The organism is Serratia sp. SM04 (assembly GCF_040280225.1).
Lineage (GTDB): Bacteria > Pseudomonadota > Gammaproteobacteria > Enterobacterales > Enterobacteriaceae > Serratia > Serratia sarumanii.
In genome coordinates this window covers 72,898-90,819 of record NZ_JBEOQT010000004.1, presented here as the reverse complement: position 1 = coordinate 90,819, position 17,922 = coordinate 72,898, and the positions used below count along the sequence as shown (strand labels likewise).

Here is a 17,922-nt window from a genome sequence, read left to right as displayed (position 1 = left end):
ATGATGTTGGCGTTATTGCTGTTGCAGAGAAAATATCCGCGCCATTTCCACCCATTTTTCGCCCTGCGGCGTCCAGGGGGTGGCGGCCTGGTAGTGCCACATCAGCGCTTCCCATCGCTGTACTTCGGGGTTGTTCAGGCTAGCGGCGTCAAAGCGCGCAGCGTCGAAATCGGCGCTGACCTCCACGATCATGAAAAGCCGGGTGCCCAACCGGTAAATCTCCATGTCCAGAATGCCGTGCTCGCGCAAATGCGCGGCGATGCCCGGCCAGATGCGCTGATGATGCTGCAGGTACTCCGCAATCAGCGCCGGTGAGTCAATCAGATCGAGCGCCTGGCAGAAACGGCGCCGCCCTGCCGCCGCGCCGCTCACGTCAGCGCCCGATCGAAATGCAGGTAGCCGCCGTCCACCGACAGCCACTGCCCGGTGGTATGCGATGACCGCGACGACAGCAGAAACGCCACGGTATCGGCGATCTCCTGCGGCGTGGTCATGCGCTGCCCGAGCGGAATGCGCGCGGTGATTTTCGCCATCTGCCGCTGCGGCTCGGCGAAGGTGTTGAGCCAGCGCTGGTACTGCGGGGTGATCACCTCTGCCGGCACCACCGCGTTCACCCGCACGCCGTCATGGCGCAGCGACACCGCCCATTCACGCGTCAGCGCCAGCACCGCGCCCTTGGCGGCGGTGTAACCGCTGGTGCCGCCCTGGCCGCTGAGCGCGGTCTTGGAGGCGATGTTGACGATAGCGCCCCGGCTCTCCTGCAGCGCCGCCTGGCACAGGTGCGCCATCAGGTAGTAGTGCACCAGGTTCTTTTCCAACGAGCCGACGAAGGCTTCGCGCCCCGCCTCCAGCCCGACGCCGTCGTTGACCCCGGCGTTGTTCACCAGCCCGTCGATGCGGCCGAAGGCCGCCAGCGTCTGGCTGACCGCGCGGCGGCAGGCCGCCTCGTCGCACAGTTCGGTGAGGATCACCTCGGTGCGCGGCTGCAGCCGCTGCAAATCGGCCAGCAGCGCCGCCTCCGGCGCGGCGTTGGTGACCAGCACCGGGATCGCGCCTTCTTCGGCCAGCACATGAGCAATCGCCGCGCCGATGCCGGCACCGCCGCCGGTGACCAGCACCACCTTATCTTGCAGATACAGATCCATAACCAGACTCCGTTAAACCGTAAATTCGCCAGGCGGTGTCGCCCCAAATCGCCGCCTGCTCGGCGGCCCCCAGCGTCGACAGCGCCCGTTCGCACAGTTGCACCACCTGGCGGTAATCGCCGGCCAGCAGGCACACCGGCCAGTCGGAGCCGAACATCAGCCGCTGCGGGCCGAACGCCTCCAGCGCGGCGTCGAAGAACGGCAGCAGTTCTTCCGCCCGCCACCGGCCACCCGGCGCCTCGGTGATCAGCCCCGACAGCTTGCAGGCCACGTGCGGCAGCGCCGCCAGCGGCCGAATTTGCTGCGCCCAGTGCCGCGCGCCGCGCGCGATATCCGGCTTGCCGAGATGATCCAACACCAACCAGTGCTCATCGTGGCGGGCGGCGAACGCCGCCGCGGCCGCCAGATGCCGGTGCGTCACCAGGATCTCGTACACATACCCGGCGCGCTGCAGCGTTTGCATGCCGTGCCCCACTTCCGGCCGCGCCAGCCAGGCCGCCGGATCCGCTTCGTCCTGCACCTGATGGCGCACCCCGCGCAGCGCGCTATAAGGCCGCAAGGCCTCCAGACGCTGCGCCAGCTGTGGCGAAGCGATATCCAGCCAGCCCACTACGCCGCATACGCCCTCGCCCTGCTCAGCCAGCGCCAGCAGGGCCAGCGTCTCTTCCTCGCTGGGGCGCGCCTGCACCGCCAGCGCGCCGTCGAACCCCTGTTCCTGCAACAGCGGCTGCAGCCGGGGCGGATCGAAATCCTGCCGCAGCACGCTCATCCGCTCGTCGATCCACGGGTAGTGCCGTGGCTGATAGCGCCAGAAGTGCTGATGAGCGTCGATGCGCGGCATGCGATCCTCCCGCCTCACCCGCGGAACCGATACTGCTCGATCGACGACGAATGCATCTCGATCGAATAGCCGGGGCGGCTCGGCGGCATGTAGGCCGCGCCGTTGATCACGCAGGGATCGACAAAGTGTTCATGCAGATGATCGACGTACTCGATCACTCGGCCTTCGTGGGTGCCGGCAATGCACAGGTAGTCGATCATCGACAGGTGCTGCACGTACTCGCACAGCCCGACGCCGCCGGCGTGCGGGCAGACCGGCAGCTGGTATTTGGCCGCCATCAGCATCACCGCCAGCACTTCGTTGACGCCGCCGAGACGGCAGGCATCGATCTGCACCACGTCTACCGCGCCGCGCATGATGAACTGCTTGAACATGATGCGGTTCTGGCACATCTCGCCGGTGGCCACCTTGACCGGCGCCACCCCTTCGCGGATGCGGCGGTGCCCTTCCACGTCGTCCGGGCTGGTCGGCTCTTCGATAAACCAGGGTTTGGCGAACGCCAGATGCTTCACCCACGGAATGGCTTCGTCCACCTCCCACACCTGGTTGGCGTCGATCATCAGCCGGCGATCCGGGCCGATCACCTCGCGGGCGATGCGCACCCGGCGGATGTCATCTTCCAGATCGCGCCCGACTTTCAGCTTCAGGTAGGAGAAACCGGCGTCGACCGCTTCCTGGCACAGGCGACGCAGCTTGTCGTCCGGATAACCCAGCCAACCGGCGGAGGTGGTGTAGCAGGGATACCCCTCCTGCAGCAGCCGCGCCAGGCGCTCTTCTTTGCCCTCGGCACGCTGTTTCAGCAGCGCCAGCGCTTCCTGCGGCGTGATGCAGTCGGTGATGTAACGGAAGTCGATGCAGCGCACCAGCTCCTCCGGCGTCATCTCCGCCACCAGCCGCCACACCGGCTTGCCGACCGATTTGGCCCACAGATCCCACACCGCGTTGACCACCGCACCGGTCGCCAGGTGAATGGCCCCCTTGTCCGGCCCAATCCAGCGCAGCTGGCTGTCGCTGGTGAAGCGCCGCCAGAAGGCGCCCATGTCGGCGGCGATATCTTCCAGCCGCTCGCCGACGATCTGATGCTCCAGCGCGCGGATCGCCGCGCAGCAGATCTCGTTGCCGCGGCCGATGGTGAACGTCAGCCCGTGGCCGCTGAGATCCGCGCGATCGGTCTCCAGGATCACGTAGGCGGCGGAATAGTCGGGATCCGGATTCATGGCGTCGGATCCGTCCAGCCCCAGCGACGTGGGGAAACGAATGTCTTCAACCCGCAGTGCGGTAATGGTGGTCATGGCGGCGCTCCCGATTAGGCCTGTACGGTTTGCTGGCGCTGTTCGCCCAGCCCTTCGATGCCCAGACGCATCGTCTGGCCCGCCCGCAGGTAGATGGGCTGCGGTTTCTGCCCCATGCCGACGCCCGGCGGCGTGCCGGTGGAGATCACGTCGCCCGGCTGCAGGCTCATAAAGCGGCTGAGGTAGCTGACGATCTGCGGAATGCGGAAGATCATGGTGCTGGTGTTGCCGTCCTGATAGCGCTTGCCGTCCACCTCCAGCCACAGGTTCAGGCTGTGTGGATCGGCGATCTCATCGGCGGTGACCAGCCAGGGGCCGATCGGCCCGAAGGTGTCGCAGCCTTTGCCCTTGTCCCAGGTGCCGCCGCGTTCAATTTGATATTCGCGTTCTGAAACGTCGTTGATCACGCAGTAACCGGCGACGTGGCGCATGGCGTCAGCTTCGCTGATGTAGCGCCCGCCCTGGCCGATCACCACGCCCAGCTCCACTTCCCAGTCGGTTTTCTGCGAGCCGCGCGGGATCTCCACCTGGTCATAGGGGCCGACCACCGCGCTGGTCCATTTGTTGAACACCACCGGTTCTTCAGGAATGGCCGCGCCGGTTTCCGCCGCGTGATCGGCGTAGTTCAGGCCGATGCAGATAAACTTGCCGATGCCGCCGACGCAGGCGCCGAGGCGCGGCTGCCCTTCGACCAGCGGCAGCGCGGCGCTGTCCAGCGCGCGCAGTTTGGCGAGCGACGCCGGCAATAACGCGGCGCCCCCCACGTCGGCGATATGCTGCGACAGATCGCGCAGGCGGCCCTGCGCATCCAACATGCCGGGGCGCTCTTGCCCGGGTTGCCCGTAACGTAAAAGTTTCATGCGTTCCTCTCTCAAAAATGGCGACTCAGTTGCTCCAGCCGCCGTCGATGATCTGCACCGTGCCGGTGGTGTACGAACTGGCGTCGGAGGCCAGATACAGCGCCAGTTGGGCGATTTCCTCGGTGGTGCCGATGCGCCCGATCGGTTGACGGGCGACGAACGCCTGATACACCTCTTGCTCGCTGCGCCCCTGCTCGCGCGCCTGCTCGGCAATGCGCTGGCGCAGCGACGGCGACTCCACCGTGCCGGGGCAGATGGCGTTGCAGCGGATGCCCTGCGTGACGTAGTCCGCCGCCACCGAGCGCGTCAGGCCGATCACCGCCGCCTTGCTGGCGCTGTAAGCGAAGCGGGTCGGCACCCCTTTCACGCTCGAGGCCACCGAGGACATGTTGATGATCGAGCCTTTGCCGCGCGCCAACATGCCCGGCAGGAAGGCGCGGATCATGCGGAACATCGCGGTAACGTTGAGATCGAGCGCGAACGCCCACTGATCTTCGCTGCAATCGAGGATCGATCCGCTGTGCACCACGCCGGCGCAGTTGAACAGCACGTCGATCGGGCCGATCGCTTCCGCCGCCGCCGCGATGGCGGCCGGATCGGTGACGTTCAGCGTCAGTGCGCGGATCCCGGCGCAGCCCTGCAGGCGCTCGAGGTTGATGTCGCTGGCGATCACCTCGGCACCGGCGGCGGCGAACAGCCTGGCGGTGGTAAAACCGATCCCTTGCCCGGCGGCGGTGATCAGTACGCGTTTCCCGGTTAAATCCATCTTGACTCCTCGGCCTAAAGGTCTAATGGTCAGGCCACTAAAGGCGGTTAAAGGTCAGGCCTCTAACATGACAAAAGACGCTTTACGCGTTATCGTTGGGGGAAGAAGTTAATAAAACAGCCTTGAAACCGCATTTCAATTAACCATTTTTTTACACTTGAATAACGATTACTCAAGCGCCTTGTCGCATAATTGTGCGCCAAATCACTGAACGCCGAATCGTCAAAGGTCAAAAATGCCGATTACCCGACTGGAAAACCCAAGAATTTACAGACAGATAGCAGACCAGCTCAAACGTCTGATCGAAAATAACGAATTTCCGCCGGGCAGCCGCCTGCCCTCGGAGCGCGATCTCGCCCAGCAGTTGCAGGTCAGCCGCGCGTCGGTGCGCGAAGCGCTGATCGCGCTGGAAGTGATCGGCCTGGTGGACGTCAAGGTCGGCAACGGGGTGATCGTGCGCTCGCAAACGCCGCTGGCGCCGTCGCAGGAGCCGGTGATGGCGCAGGCCGGCCGCAACCAATGGGCGGAGATCGACGACGAACTGAATATCGAACTGGATTTCAACGCCGAGCTGCCGCCGTTTTCACTGCTGCAAACCCGCCTGTTGATCGAACCGGAGACCGCCGCGCTGGCCGCGCGCCACGCCACCGACGAAGAGCTGGCGGGCATCCGCGCCGCCTACGAGCAGAACTGCCGCGATAACCGCGCCGGCTCCGCCACTCACCCCGGCGATCGGCTGTTCCACATCCGCATCGCCCAGGCCAGCGGCAACCCGGCCTATGCGTTCATTATCGGCCACCTGCTCGGCCACCGTTACGGCAGCATGTTTCGCGTGCTGCAGCGCCACTATACGCCGGACGACATGCCGCACCGTTCCGAGCTGGAACACCGGGCGATCCTGGCGGCGATCGAAGCGCGCGACGTGCGCGGCGCCCGCAAGGCGATGAAGGCGCACCTCGATGAAGTGATCGCCATTTTCGCCCGCGCGCAGTAGGCCGCCGGCGGTCAAAAAATTTATCGTCACCGCTCTTTTTTCTACATGCAGCCAGGGCCTGAGCGCATTACACTGGGCGACGAATAACGCCCTTTCCCGCTGCATTGTTAAATGGATAACGACCGTTGAAGAACTCTGTCTCCGCTTTATTGCTGGCGCTGGGCCTGTGCGCCGCGCCGCTGGCCGCGCTGGCCGCCCCCCCGCAGCTGGCTTCGCAAATCGTCGACCAGTATGCCGAACATATTTTCTACAACAGCGGTGCCACCGGCATGGCGCTGGTGGTGATCGACGGCAATCAGGTGGTTAACCGCAGCTTTGGCGATACCAAACCCGGCAACAACCTGCGCCCGCGCCCGGATTCGCTGATCCGCATCGCGTCGATCACCAAGCTGATGACCAGCGAAGTGATGGTGAAAATGGCGGCGGCAGGCCAGGTCAAACTGACTGACCCGCTGCGCAAGTACGCCCCCAAAGGTGCCTATGTGCCGGCTTACAACGCCGGCCAACCGATCACCCTGCTGAACCTGGCGACGCACACCAGCGCGCTCCCGCGCGAGCAGCCGGGCAAGAAGCCGCCGAAGACGCCGGTGTTCACCTGGCCGACCAAGGCCCAGCGCTGGCAGTGGCTGGCGCATGCCAACGTTACGGTGCCGCCGGGCGTACGCGCCGCCTACTCCAACCTGGCGTATGACCTGCTGGCCGACGCGCTGTCGCGCGCCGCGGGCAAGCCTTACAACGCGCTGCTGAAAGAGAAAATCACCGCGCCGCTCGGCATGGTCGACACCACGCTGACGCCGAGCCCCGAACAGTGCTCGCGCCTGATGGTGGCGGCGGCCGGCCCGAGCGCCTGCCGCGACACCACCGCCGCGGCTGGCAGCGGCGGCGTCTACTCCACCCCGCGCGACATGCAGCGCTGGATGCAACAATTCCTCTCCTCCAGCGCCAGCGGCCCGCGCAAAGCCACCGCCGCCAGCGAGCAAACCATGTACTTCCAGCGCCACGATCTGGTGTCGCTGAAGGGCATGGACGTGCCGGGGCAAGCGGATGCGCTGGGGTTGGGCTGGGTGTATATGGCGCCGAAGGACGGGCTGCCGGGCATCATTCAGAAGACCGGCGGCGGCGGCGGGTTCATTACCTACATGGCGATGATCCCGGCGAAAAACGTCGGGGTGTTCGTGGTGGTGACCCGCTCTGAGCTGAGCAAGTTCACCAACATGAGCGATCCGGTCAACCGCCTGGTGAGCGATCTGGCGGCCAACAAGAGTTGAAACGCGGGGCGCAGCGGGCTGCGCCCCAACGCCTCAGGCCGGCACCGCCATCGGGTGGATCACCGAATGGAAATTGCGCTTGAAGTAGATCAGCCCGTTGCCGGCTTCGCTCAGCGCGATCTGCTTGATCTGCACCAGGTACATCTGGTGGGTGCCGATGCTCTGGATCTGCTCGATCTCCCCTTCCAGGCTGGCCAGGGTATTGCGCAGCACCGGCTGCCCCAGCGCGCCGAGCTGCCACTCTTCCAGCCGGAAACGATCTTCCATGCTGACGCCGGTCATGCCGGCGAAGTGGCGCGCCATCAGCTCCTGCTCGTGGTTGAGCACGTTGACGCACAGCCTGCGGTTTTCCTGAAACACCGGGTTCATCGCGCTGTTGCGGTTGATGCACACCAGCAGCGTCGGCGGCGTATCGGTTACCGAGCACACCGCCGTGGCGGTGATGCCGCAGCGCCCCGCCGGGCCGTCGGTGGTGACGATATTCACCGCCGCCGACAGGCTGGCCATGGCGTCGCGAAAGCGCAGGCGCTGTTCATTTTCCTGAGACATACAACCTCCTCCTGAATTACTTCAGCAGATTATCCAACTGATTAATATCGTCATTGTTCCGCAGGTGCGGCACCTTCCAGCCGTGCTGATCGTAATCGGCCAGGCACTTGTCGACCATCTGCATCATGCGATCCATGTTGCCGGATCCCTGCGCGTGGCGCAGGCACTGCAGGCGGATCTCATCCTGGCTGCCGGCGTAGTTGATCTCATACAGCTCGTGGCGGCCGCCGAATTCGCTGCCGATCGCATCCCACATCAGCTTGAGGATCTTGATGCGTTCGACGTGATCCATACCGTCCGATCCGCGCACGTAGCGCGCCAGGTACTTGTCGATCTCCGGGTTGTTCATGTCGCGCACGCTGGACGGCAGGTAGATCAGGCCGCTGGTGACGTTCTTCTCGATGATGTGTTTCACCTTGGTGTAGGCCATCGGCGCCATCACGCGGTAGGTTTGCAGCGCGGCGGAATCCGGCAGGTAGGCGCCGTTTTCCCATTTTGTGGCTTCGGCGCACATCGCGTCGCTCAGCGACCAGAACAGGTTGCGCCAGGCCACCACTTCGCCCAGATCGGCCTGCACGCCGCGGAACTCCAGCACGCCGGTGCAAGAGAGGCTCTTTTGCAGCAGCGCGGTGATGAAGTCCATCTTCACCGCCAGGCGCACGCAGGCCTGCAGCGGGAACAGCCGGGCGAAACCGCCCTGGGTGCTCCAGCGGCGGCAGCGGTCGAAATCGCGGTAGATCAGCACGTTTTCCCACGGGATCAGCACATGATCCATGATCAGGATCGCGTCGTTCTCGTCGAAGCGGCTGGAAAGCGGGTAGTCGAACGGCGATCCGGTGGCGCCGGCCACCAGCTCGTAGGAGGCGCGCGAAATCAGCTTCACCCCTTCGGCGTCCATCGGCGCCACAAACATCAGCGCGAAGTCCGGGTTATCGCCCATCACCTGCGCCGAACCGAAGCCGATGAAGTTGTAGTGGGTCAACGCCGAGTTGGTCGCCACCACTTTGGCGCCGCTGACCACGATGCCGGCGTCGGTCTCTTTCTCCACCTGAATGTAAACGTCCTTCACCTCGTTGACCGGCTTGTGGCGGTCGATCGGCGGGTTGACGATGGCGTGGTTGAAATAGAGCCCGGTTTCCTGAATGCGTTTGTACCAGTGGCGCGCGTTGTCGGCGAACTGGCCGTAGAACTCCGGATAAGCGCCCAGCGCGCAGCCGAAGGCCGCCTTGTAGTCCGGCGTGCGACCCATCCAGCCGTAGCTTTGGCGCGACCAGTCGGCGATGGCGTCGCGCTGCTGGCGCATCTCTTCCGGGCTGCGGGCATAGCGGAAGAATTTATGGGTATAGCCGCCGTTGCCGGTGTCGGTATTCCAGCACAGGCGATCCTGGCTGGCCGGATCGTGCAGCGCGTCATACAGCTGGCCGACAGACGCCGCCGCGTTGCGGAACGCCGGGTGGGTGGTGACGTCTTTCACACGCTCGCCGTAAATGTAGATTTCGCGGCTGTCCTGCAAACTTTTCAGGTATTCGGCGCCGGTGAACGGGCGTTTGCTGTCGGCACGAAAGTCTTCTGGTTTCATCGGGTCTTCCTCGTCATCGGCATTTTTCAGGCCGTGGATCCGGCCATTTGTTAAAATAATGTTTTCTTTTGGTTGCTTAATTGAAGCTGCCAAAGCCGGTTTCGAGAAGAGACTTTTGCGGCAATCGCCGGTACTTTTCAGGTCAGTTTGCCGCTTTCGCGGCAAACTGTGATCGCGGTTACGAAAGGGCGTGTTGCGCCGCGCGGTAGGTCGAGGGGGAACAGCCTTCCAGCCGATTGAAAAAACGGGCGAAATAGGCCGGATCCTTGAAGCCGAGGCTGTAGGCGGTTTCATGCACCGTGCAGGCGCTGAACAGCAGCATGCGTTTGGCCTCGCGCAGCAGCCGATCGAAGATCAGCCGCTTGGGCGGCCGGTTGGCGAAGCGCCGGCACAGGTCGTTGAGCCGCGATTCGGTCACCCCCAGCGCCTGCGCATACTCCGGCACCGGCAGATGCTCGCGAAAACGCTCGTCCACCATCTTGTTGAACCGCTGAAACAGCTGCAGTTCGCCACGCACGCCGCTGTTGGCGTTGTCTTCCAGCGCGGTGTTGCGCAGCAGCAGCGTGAACACCGCCTGCGCCAGCAGCGCCAGCGTCTGTTCGCGCCCGGCCAGGTTCTGGCCGAACTCGCGGCGGATCAGCGCCCAGTAGTGGCTGAGCGCCCAGCTCCTGCGGCGCATCGGCCAGCGACAGGCAGATGCCCGGCATGTCCAGCGCCAGGTTGCTGCCGGGATACAGGCGCTCCAGCAGCGGCCAAATCAGCTCCTGGCGCACCGTCAGCACGTGGCCGTCGCTGTCCGGTTCGGTGAAGAACGCATGCGGCACCGACGGCGGCGTAAGGATGAACAGCGGCGCCTGCACCGAATAGTGCTGATCGTCGAGCTGCAGCTCTATCTTGCCGGTTTCCAGGAAATGCACCTGAAAGAAGCAGTCGTGCCAGTGCACCTGCATGTCGCGGCCGAAGAATGCCGCCAGCCCGGCGAAGGTTTCGTAGTGCACCTCGTCGGCGGCGTAGCGCGCGTCATACTCTTTGCAAATATCGATGTTGGCGATAAAGCCGGTACTTTTCCGCACCTCATGACCTCCTGCAATCATGCCCACTTGCGCATCAAGGCGTCGCCCTCGGGCGCGAATCCTTCATCGGGATGCGCCACACCAGCACGGCGCCGACGATCAGCAGCGCCGAGACGAAATACAGCCCGGAGTTGAAGCTGCCGGTCAGATCCTTGAACCAGCCGATCAACAGCGGGCTGAGCGCCGATCCGATATTGCCGGTGGCGTTGATCACCGCGATCCCCACCGCGCGCGCTTCCAGGCTGATCGACTGATCCGGCGTGGTCCAGAAGATCGCCATGGCGGTAAAGGAGCCGACCGAGGCCATCACGATCCCCAGCAGCTGGATCAGGCTGTGATCGGTGGCAGACGCCAGCAGCCAGCCGGCGGCGGCGAACAGGTATGGCAGCGCGGTGTGATGCTTGCGCTCCTGCAGCCTGTCGGATCGTTTGCTCCACCACACCATGCCGGCGATGGTGCAGATCTGCGGGATCGCCGCCAGAATGCCGATCGTCACGTTGCTGCTGCCCTGGTTGAAGCTTTGCAGGATCTGCGGCGTCCAGATGTTGATCGCGCTCAGGGTGTTGGTCAGGCAGAAATAGGCCAGCGTGTACATCAGCACGATCGGCGTGAAAATCTCGCGCCACAGGCTGCGTTGCTGCAGCGCGCGGTGGCTGCTCGGCCCGTTGGGCTGCACCAGCTGCAGCTTGTCGGCCTCCATCATCGCCTGCAGGCTGGATTTTTCCTCGTCGGTCAGCCACTTGGCCTTGGCCGGCGTATCGTCGAGGTAAAACCACACCACCACGCCCAGCAGCACCGACGGAATGCCTTCCAGCAGAAACAGCCACTGCCAGCCCTTCAGGTTCATCACCCCGTCCAGCGCCAGGATATAGCCGGAGACCAGCGAGCCGATCGCCATGGTCACCGGCATGGCGATCATGAACAAGGCGTTGGCGCGGGCGCGGTAGAACGCCGGGAACCAGTAGGTGAGGTACACCAGAATGCCCGGCAGGAAACCGGCCTCGGTGATGCCGACGATCATGCGCAGCACGTAAAGGCTGGTCGGCCCGGTGGCGAACATGGTGCAGGTGGAGGCGATGCCCCACAGCACCATGATGGTGGCGATCCAGCGCCGCGCGCCGACCCGGCTCAGCATCATGTTGCTCGGAATGCCGAAGATCACGTAGGTGACATAGAACAACGTCGCCGCCAGCCCGAACATGGTCGAGCTGAGGCCGAGATCTTTGCCCATCGTCAGCCCGGCGAAGCCGATGTTGATACGGTCGAGGAAAGAGAAAACAAACAACACGAACAGGAAAATGATCAGGCGCCGAAACAACTTTTTAATCACCGATTGCTCGGCGGCGGTTAACGCTTTATGTTGCTGCGCCGGGTTGGCCGGCGGCAGCGAATCGACGTGGTTCATGGTTCAGTAAACTCCCGATGAAGGCGCTTGCACCCCGCCCTGTTTGAACTCGTCAGCCAGGGCTTCCGCCGCCCGCGCCAGCAGGGTGGTGTCCACCCCCACCGCGACGAACAGCGCGCCGGCTTCCAGATAGCGCTGCGCCAATGCCTTGTTGGCCATCAAAATGCCGGGCGCCTTGCCGGCGGCGCGGATGCGCGCAATCGCGTCGTCGATGGTGCGCTGCACCTCCGGGTGCTGCGGATTGCCGGCGAAGCCCATATCGGCGCTGAGATCCGCCGGGCCGATAAACACGCCGTCCACCCCTTCCACCTGCAAAATGGCGTCGAGGTTTTTCACCGCTTCGCGGGTTTCAATCTGCACCAGCACGCACATCTGCTCGTCGGCCTGCTGCAGGTAATCGGGCACCCGGTTCCAGCGCGAAGCGCGCGCCAGGGCGCTGCCGACGCCGCGTACGCCGTGCGGCGGATAGCGCGTGGCGCGCACCGCATCGCGCGCCTGTTCGGCGTTTTGAATCATCGGGATAAGCAAGGTTTGCGCGCCGACGTCCAGCAGTTGCTTGATGATCACCGCGTCGTTCCACGGCGGCCGCACCACCGGCCGGCTCGGGTAAGGCGCGACCGCCTGCAGCTGCCCCAGCACCGTTTGCACGTTGTTGGGCGCATGTTCGCCGTCGATCAGCAGCCAGTCGAAACCGGCGCCGGCCAGCAGCTCGGCGCTGTAGCTGCTGCACAGCCCGAGCCACAGCCCGATCTGCGGGCGTTTTTCCTGCAGCGCACGCTTGAAGTGGTTGGTTAACATCGCATTCTCCCTGACAAGCGGGCGTAGCGCATGGCTCCCCGCCCGGTTTATTGCGGCCCGGTTCGCCGAGCCTGCTTATTAGACAAAGCGGCAGCTGATGCAGCCCATCGGGCCGTAGTCGACGTGGAAGGTGTCGCCGCGCCGCGCCGGCACCGGCCGGGTGAAGGAGCCGCCGAGGATCACCTGCCCCGCTTCCAGCTCCACCTCATACGGCGCCAGCTTGTTGGCCAGCCAGGCCACACCGTTGGCCGGGTGGTTGAGCACCGCCGCCGCCACGCCGGACTCTTCAATCACGCCGTTGCGGTACAGCAGCGCGGCGATCCAGCGCAGATCCAGCGCATCCGGCTTGATCGGCCGCCCGCCCATTACCACCCCGGCGTTGGCGGCGTTGTCGGAGATGGTGTCGAACACCTTGCGCGGCCGCTGCGTCTCGGGATCGACGTTGTGGCTGCGCGCGTCGATGATCTCCAGCGCCGGAATGACGTAGTCGGTGGCGTTGTAGACGTCGAACAGCGTGCAGTTCGGCCCGCGCAGCGGCTTGGCCAGCACGAACGCCAGCTCCACCTCCACCCGCGGCACGATAAAGCGATCGATCGGAATGTCGCTGCCGTCATTGAAGAACATGTCGTCCAGCAGCGCGCCGTAGTCCGGCTCGGTGATCTGCGAGCTCACCTGCATGGCGCGCGAGGTCAGGCCGATCTTGTGGCCCTTGAGCTTGCGCCCCTCGGCGATCTTCAGCTCCACCCACTGCCGCTGAATGGCGTAGGCGTCCTCGATGGTGATCTCGGGATGATCGAGCGACAGCGCGCGGATCTGTTCACGACTCTTTTCCGCCTGATGCAGGCGCTGTACGGCGCGGTTAACCTGCTCTTTATCCAGCATTTACGACCCCTTATTCACGCCTTGTTGAACAGCGCGTGGACATTGTTCTGTTTGTAATTCAGCACCGGATCCAGCTCTTCCATAGTGAAAGAGAGCGCCAGGTAACGCTGCGCCATCAGCGCGGCGAAGTGTTCCTTGATCAGCGCAAACAGCATCTCGCCCACCTGCTGCCGGCTTTCCAGGCTGCGGCCGTGGCCGATCTTCAGCGTCATGTGCACGAAGGCGTAGTCCTGCTTGCCGTCGGCCATCTGCCAGGTGTCGAGCCAGATGGCGCGGCTGCGTACGCCGGCCAGCGGAAAGATGCCGGTCGCCGCCAGCGCTTCGTTGACCTTGGCGAACAGGGTGGGCAAATCCGCCTCGCGGCGGATGTTGTCGGTACATTCAGCGTAAAAATGGGGCATAGCGTTCTCCAGACGGCGCATAGGCGCGGGCGCGGCCCGCGCAGCGGCATTTACAGCGTATTGCCAAGTTTGAAACCTTTTTCCGTATCGCCCTCACGGGTGTAGGAAAAACCGTCTGCGCCGATGGTGACGGCCATTTCGCTGGGCGCGCTGCGTTCGATGACCGGCTGCGGCTGCCCATCGAGATCCAGCACCAGCGATCCTTCGGTATACCAGCTCGGCACCACCGGATTGCCCCACCAGTCGCGGCGCTGGTTGTCATGCACGTCCCAGGTCACGGTCGGGTTGTCCGGATCGCCGGTGTAGTAATCCTGCGTGTAGATCTCCACGCGGTGGCCATCGGGATCGCGCAGGTAGAGGTAGAACGCGTTGGAGACACCGTGACGGCCGGGGCCGCGTTCGATCAAATCGGATTTGCGCAGCGCGCCGAGCTTGTCGCAGATGGCCAAAATATTGTGCTTTTCATGGGTGGCGAAGGCGATGTGGTGCATGCGCGGCCCGGCGCCGCCGGTCATCGCGGTATCGTGCACCGTCGCCTTGCGGCGCATCCAAGCGGCGTAAACCACGCCGTCTTCATCGCGGATGTCTTCCGTCACGCGGAAGCCCAGCCCCTGGATGTATTCCACGGCGCGCGGCACGTCAGGGGTGATTTGGTTAAAGTGATCGAGGCGCACCAGCGCGCCCGGTGTATACAGATCGTAGCGCCAGGCCAGACGCTCGACGTGCTGCACGTCGTAGAAAAACTCATACGGGAAGCCGAGCGGATCCTCGACCCGCACCGCATCGCCGATGCCTTTGGCGAACCCGTTCACCCGCCGCTCGGTGCGGCAGCCAAGCGCCTTGAAATACGCTTCGGCGCGATCGACGTCTTCCGGCGTGCGCACGCGGAAAGCAAACGCCGCAACGGCGGCGACCGGGCCTTCGCGCAGCACCAAGTTATGGTGAATGAACTCCTCCATCGAACGCAGGTAGAGGGTTTTGTCATCCTCGGCGGTCACGACCAGGCCGAGGATATCGACGTAAAATTCGCGTGCGGCTTTAAGGTTCGTGACCTGAATTTCCATGTAGGCACAGCGCACGACGTCGGGAGCAGGGACAGCATTAGTGGTAAGTTTTGTCGTCATTGTTCTCATCTCTTTCGTTATTATTGTGGCCCGAGGCTTAGACGCCCCATTTCGGGATCGGGTGGTCGCCCATGGAAATGCACACGTTCTTCATTTCGGCGAACACTTCGAAGCTGTATTCGCCGCCTTCGCGGCCGGTGCCGGAGGCTTTCACGCCGCCGAACGGTTGGCGCAGATCGCGTACGTTTTGGGTGTTGACGAAAACCATGCCCGCTTCGATGCCGCGGGCCAGGCGCAGAACCTTGCTCACATCCTGCGTCCAGATGTACGACGCCAGGCCGTATTCCACGTCGTTGGCCATGCGCAGGCCGTCTTCTTCCGACTTGAACGGCAGCAGGCAGGCCACCGGCCCGAAGATCTCTTCCTGCGCCACGCGCATCCGGTTGTCGACATCCGCCAGCACCGTCGGGCGCAGGAAGTTGCCGTGGCTCAAACCGGCCGGTTTATCCGGGCCGCCGGCCAACAGGGTCGCCCCTTCTTCCACCCCGAGGCGGATATAGCCGGAGACTTTTTCCCAGTGCTGCGGGCTGATCAGCGCCCCCACCTGGGTGTTGGGATCTTGCGGATCGCCCACGCGCAGACGGTTGGCGCGCTCGGCGAAGCGTTTGACGAATTCCGGGTAGATGCTCTCCTGAATGAAGATGCGCGAACCGGCGGTGCAGCGTTCGCCGTTGATCGAGAAGATGGTGAACAGCGCGGCGTCGAGCGCCCGCTCGATGTCAGCGTCTTCAAAGATCAGCACCGGCGACTTGCCGCCCAGTTCCATGGAGAATTTCTTCAGCCCGGCGCTTTCGATGATGCGGCGGCCGGTGGCGGTGCCGCCGGTGAAGGAGACCGCGCGCACGTCTTTATGGCGCACCAATGCGTCGCCTGCGGTGGCGCCGTAGCCCTGCACCACGTTCAGCACCCCGGCCGGGATGCCGGCCTCCAGCGCCAGCTCGCCCAGGCGATCGGCGGTCAGCGGCGACAGTTCGGACATCTTCAGCACCGCGGTGTTGCCCAGCGCCAGGCAAGGCGCGGTTTTCCAGGTGGCGGTCATGAACGGCACGTTCCACGGCGACACCAGCGCGCATACCCCCACCGGCTGCACCAGCGTGTAGTTGAGCATCTTGTCGTCCACCGGGTAGGTCTTGCCGTTCATCTGCTGGCACACCTCGGCGAAGAACTCGAAGTTGTGCGAAGCGCGCGGGATCAGCACGTTTTTGGTCTGGTGGATCGGCAGGCCGGTGTCGGCGGTTTCCAGTTCGGCGATCTGCGGCACGTTCTGGTCGATCAGCTCGCCCAGGCGGCGCATCAGGCGCGCGCGCTCTTTCATCGGCGTATTCGCCCACTTGGGGAACGCCTCTTTCGCCGCCGCCACCGCCTGGTCTATCTCCAGCTGGCCGCCGGAGGCCACTTCCGCCAGCACCTCGCCGTTCGCCGGGTTGGTGGTGGTGAAATACTCTTTGCTGGCGACGTTCTTGCCGTTGATCCAATGGTTGATGGTTTTCATCGCAGGCTCTCCTCGTAATCTTTTTCACTGATAATGTGGTTAACCAGACGGCCGATGCCCTCGATCTCCACCACCACTTCGTCGCCCGGCTGCACGTCGGCCAGCCCTTTCGGCGTGCCGGTGGCGATCATGTCGCCCGGCTGCAGCGTCATGAATTCACTCAGGTAGGCGACCAGGAACGGAATGTCGAAAATCATGTCGGCGGTGCTGCCGCGCTGGCGCAGCTCGCCGTTGACGTAGGTGCTGAGCGCCAGCCGGTGCGGATCGGCGACGTCGTCGCGATCGACGATGTACGGTCCGATCGGCGTCAGGGTGTCGCGGCTCTTCACCCGCAGATTCGGCCGGTAGTAGTTTTCCAGGTAATCGCGGATGGCGTAGTCGTTGCACAGGGTGTAACCCGCCACGTACTCCATGGCGTGCTCGCGGCTGACGTTGCGCGCGGTCTTGCCGATCACCGCCACCAGCTCGGCTTCGTAATGCATGTACTCCACGCCGGCCGGGCGCACCGACACCTGGCGGTGCCCGGTCAGGGTGTTCGGCGCCTTGAGGAACACCAGCGGTTCCTCCGGCGCCTTGAATTCCAGCTCGCTGGCATGGTCGGCATAGTTCAGCCCGAGGGCGAACACCGTGCCCTGCGCCGGCGGCAGCCATTCCACTTCGCGCTCCTGCAGCACCTCGCCGTTCGGCAGCGTGACGCGCAGCTGGTCGTCCACCTGGACGTTGACGGCCTGGCCATGATGGCGAATACGGGCATGTTTCATGATGCGGCTCCTGCTTGGGTGACGCGGTTGGTCAGCGTGGGCAGGCCGGCGGCGCGCACCGTCACCTCATCCCCCGGTTTGATCTCCACCCGCTGGTGCGGGGTGCCGATCAGCACCGCATCGCCCGGCTGCAGGGTGATAAAGTCGCTGATGGCGGCGATCAGCTCCGGCACCGAGCGCACCAGATCGGCGGTGGACCAGCGATCCTGCTCCACGCCGTTGATCTCGGTGACGATCTCCAGCCGATCGGCAGCCTCCAGCTGGCCGATCTCCCCCAGCGGGCAGAACCCGTCGCGGCATTTGGCCTTGATTGCCGGGCGATAGAAGCTGCTTTCCGGCAGGCTGACGTCGTTGGCCAACGCGTAGCCGGCCAGATAACGGCTCACCTGCTCAACCGGCACCTTGCGCGCGGTATCGCCGATGATCACCGCCAGCGTGCCGCCGCTCTGCACGGTTTCACCGGCCGGAAACGGGATCGCCCCGCCGTTGGCGAGGTGGGTGTTGCGCGGTTTGATAAACCACACCGGGGTTTTGGGCGGGCTCTGATACGGTGGCTGGTGAAACGCCTGATCCCAGGCGTCCAGTTAGCTGCGGTGGTTCAGCGCAACGGAAAATACGGTGCCTTTCATGCGAACTCCTCCAATGGCAAAACATGACAACCGGCATTCATTAATATATTAATGATTACTTTT

General features: G+C 64.0%; 18 protein-coding genes and 1 pseudogene. 2 read left to right on the top strand and 17 right to left on the bottom strand.

The genetic code is table 11. The features are described from left to right. Window positions 1–12 precede the first annotated feature (12 nt). From ABTW55_RS07955 to ABTW55_RS07930, 6 genes are read right to left on the bottom strand one after another with little or no spacing between them, the layout of a single operon-like run. A complete protein-coding gene (locus ABTW55_RS07955) occupies window positions 13–372 on the bottom strand; it encodes an L-rhamnose mutarotase (protein ID WP_033652860.1) in 360 nt (119 codons plus the stop codon). Next, a complete protein-coding gene (locus tag ABTW55_RS07950; RefSeq protein ID WP_060422554.1) occupies window positions 369–1,145 on the bottom strand; it encodes an SDR family oxidoreductase in 777 nt (258 codons plus the stop codon). The genes ABTW55_RS07955 and ABTW55_RS07950 overlap by 4 nt, the downstream gene beginning before the upstream one ends. Further along, window positions 1,123–1,986: an amidohydrolase gene (locus ABTW55_RS07945; protein ID WP_060422557.1), complete on the bottom strand. Its 864-nt coding sequence runs from the start codon at window positions 1,984–1,986 to the stop codon at window positions 1,123–1,125. The genes ABTW55_RS07950 and ABTW55_RS07945 overlap by 23 nt, the downstream gene beginning before the upstream one ends. 14 nt (window positions 1,987–2,000) lie before the next feature. Beyond that, on the bottom strand, window positions 2,001–3,278 hold the full coding sequence (locus ABTW55_RS07940) for an L-fuconate dehydratase (protein ID WP_033648522.1): 1,278 nt from the start codon (window positions 3,276–3,278) through the stop codon (window positions 2,001–2,003). Between the two features lie 14 nt (window positions 3,279–3,292). Then, window positions 3,293–4,138, bottom strand: coding sequence for a fumarylacetoacetate hydrolase family protein (locus tag ABTW55_RS07935; RefSeq protein WP_033648523.1), 846 nt, complete (start codon window positions 4,136–4,138; stop codon window positions 3,293–3,295). 25 nt (window positions 4,139–4,163) lie between these two features. Continuing rightward, complete coding sequence (locus tag ABTW55_RS07930; protein WP_049194555.1) at window positions 4,164–4,904, bottom strand: SDR family oxidoreductase; 741 nt, start codon at window positions 4,902–4,904, stop codon at window positions 4,164–4,166. 235 nt (window positions 4,905–5,139) lie between these two features. On the opposite strand from ABTW55_RS07930, the gene ABTW55_RS07925 reads away from it, so the two are divergent. Both ABTW55_RS07925 and ampH read left to right on the top strand, forming a co-directional pair. Beyond that, complete coding sequence (locus tag ABTW55_RS07925) at window positions 5,140–5,898, top strand: FadR/GntR family transcriptional regulator (protein ID WP_033636991.1); 759 nt, start codon at window positions 5,140–5,142, stop codon at window positions 5,896–5,898. Between the two features lie 125 nt (window positions 5,899–6,023). After that, entirely contained in the window at window positions 6,024–7,166 is a 1,143-nt protein-coding gene (gene ampH / locus ABTW55_RS07920) for a D-alanyl-D-alanine-carboxypeptidase/endopeptidase AmpH (RefSeq protein ID WP_047569437.1), read from the top strand. A gap of 33 nt (window positions 7,167–7,199) precedes the next feature. Here ampH and hpaC read toward each other — a convergent pair whose 3' ends face one another. The 11 genes and pseudogenes from hpaC to ABTW55_RS07865 form a co-directional block, all read right to left on the bottom strand. Beyond that, window positions 7,200–7,715, bottom strand: coding sequence for a 4-hydroxyphenylacetate 3-monooxygenase, reductase component (gene hpaC, locus ABTW55_RS07915; protein WP_033636989.1), 516 nt, complete (start codon window positions 7,713–7,715; stop codon window positions 7,200–7,202). 16 nt (window positions 7,716–7,731) lie between these two features. Next, window positions 7,732–9,294 carry a 4-hydroxyphenylacetate 3-monooxygenase, oxygenase component gene (hpaB, locus tag ABTW55_RS07910; RefSeq protein WP_033636988.1) on the bottom strand — a complete coding sequence of 521 codons (1,563 nt, stop codon included), beginning with the start codon at window positions 9,292–9,294 and terminating at the stop codon, window positions 7,732–7,734. Between the two features lie 178 nt (window positions 9,295–9,472). Further along, window positions 9,473–10,388 (bottom strand): annotated as a pseudogene (gene hpaA / locus ABTW55_RS07905) (4-hydroxyphenylacetate catabolism regulatory protein HpaA). A 13-nt stretch (window positions 10,389–10,401) separates the two neighbouring features. Next, window positions 10,402–11,772: a 4-hydroxyphenylacetate permease gene (gene hpaX, locus ABTW55_RS07900; protein WP_033636986.1), complete on the bottom strand. Its 1,371-nt coding sequence runs from the start codon at window positions 11,770–11,772 to the stop codon at window positions 10,402–10,404. Window positions 11,773–11,775: 3 nt separating this feature from the next. Continuing rightward, entirely contained in the window at window positions 11,776–12,570 is a 795-nt protein-coding gene (gene hpaI, locus ABTW55_RS07895; RefSeq protein WP_033636985.1) for a 4-hydroxy-2-oxoheptanedioate aldolase, read from the bottom strand. 78 nt (window positions 12,571–12,648) lie between these two features. Then, the gene (hpaH, locus tag ABTW55_RS07890) at window positions 12,649–13,452 is read right to left on the bottom strand and encodes a 2-oxo-hept-4-ene-1,7-dioate hydratase (protein ID WP_039567496.1); all 804 of its coding nucleotides are present in this window, start codon (window positions 13,450–13,452) and stop codon (window positions 12,649–12,651) included. Between the two features lie 14 nt (window positions 13,453–13,466). Further along, the gene (locus ABTW55_RS07885; protein ID WP_004933172.1) at window positions 13,467–13,853 is read right to left on the bottom strand and encodes a 5-carboxymethyl-2-hydroxymuconate Delta-isomerase; all 387 of its coding nucleotides are present in this window, start codon (window positions 13,851–13,853) and stop codon (window positions 13,467–13,469) included. A 50-nt stretch (window positions 13,854–13,903) separates the two neighbouring features. Next, window positions 13,904–14,977: a 3,4-dihydroxyphenylacetate 2,3-dioxygenase gene (gene hpaD / locus ABTW55_RS07880; RefSeq protein WP_004933173.1), complete on the bottom strand. Its 1,074-nt coding sequence runs from the start codon at window positions 14,975–14,977 to the stop codon at window positions 13,904–13,906. A gap of 37 nt (window positions 14,978–15,014) precedes the next feature. Then, window positions 15,015–16,469, bottom strand: a complete 1,455-nt coding sequence (gene hpaE, locus ABTW55_RS07875) for a 5-carboxymethyl-2-hydroxymuconate semialdehyde dehydrogenase (RefSeq protein ID WP_033636981.1) — start codon at window positions 16,467–16,469, stop codon at window positions 15,015–15,017. Next, complete coding sequence (locus ABTW55_RS07870; protein ID WP_033648528.1) at window positions 16,466–17,230, bottom strand: fumarylacetoacetate hydrolase family protein; 765 nt, start codon at window positions 17,228–17,230, stop codon at window positions 16,466–16,468. The genes hpaE and ABTW55_RS07870 overlap by 4 nt, the downstream gene beginning before the upstream one ends. Next, entirely contained in the window at window positions 17,227–17,814 is a 588-nt protein-coding gene (locus tag ABTW55_RS07865) for a fumarylacetoacetate hydrolase family protein (protein WP_350429247.1), read from the bottom strand. The genes ABTW55_RS07870 and ABTW55_RS07865 overlap by 4 nt, the downstream gene beginning before the upstream one ends. Window positions 17,815–17,922 lie beyond the last annotated feature (108 nt).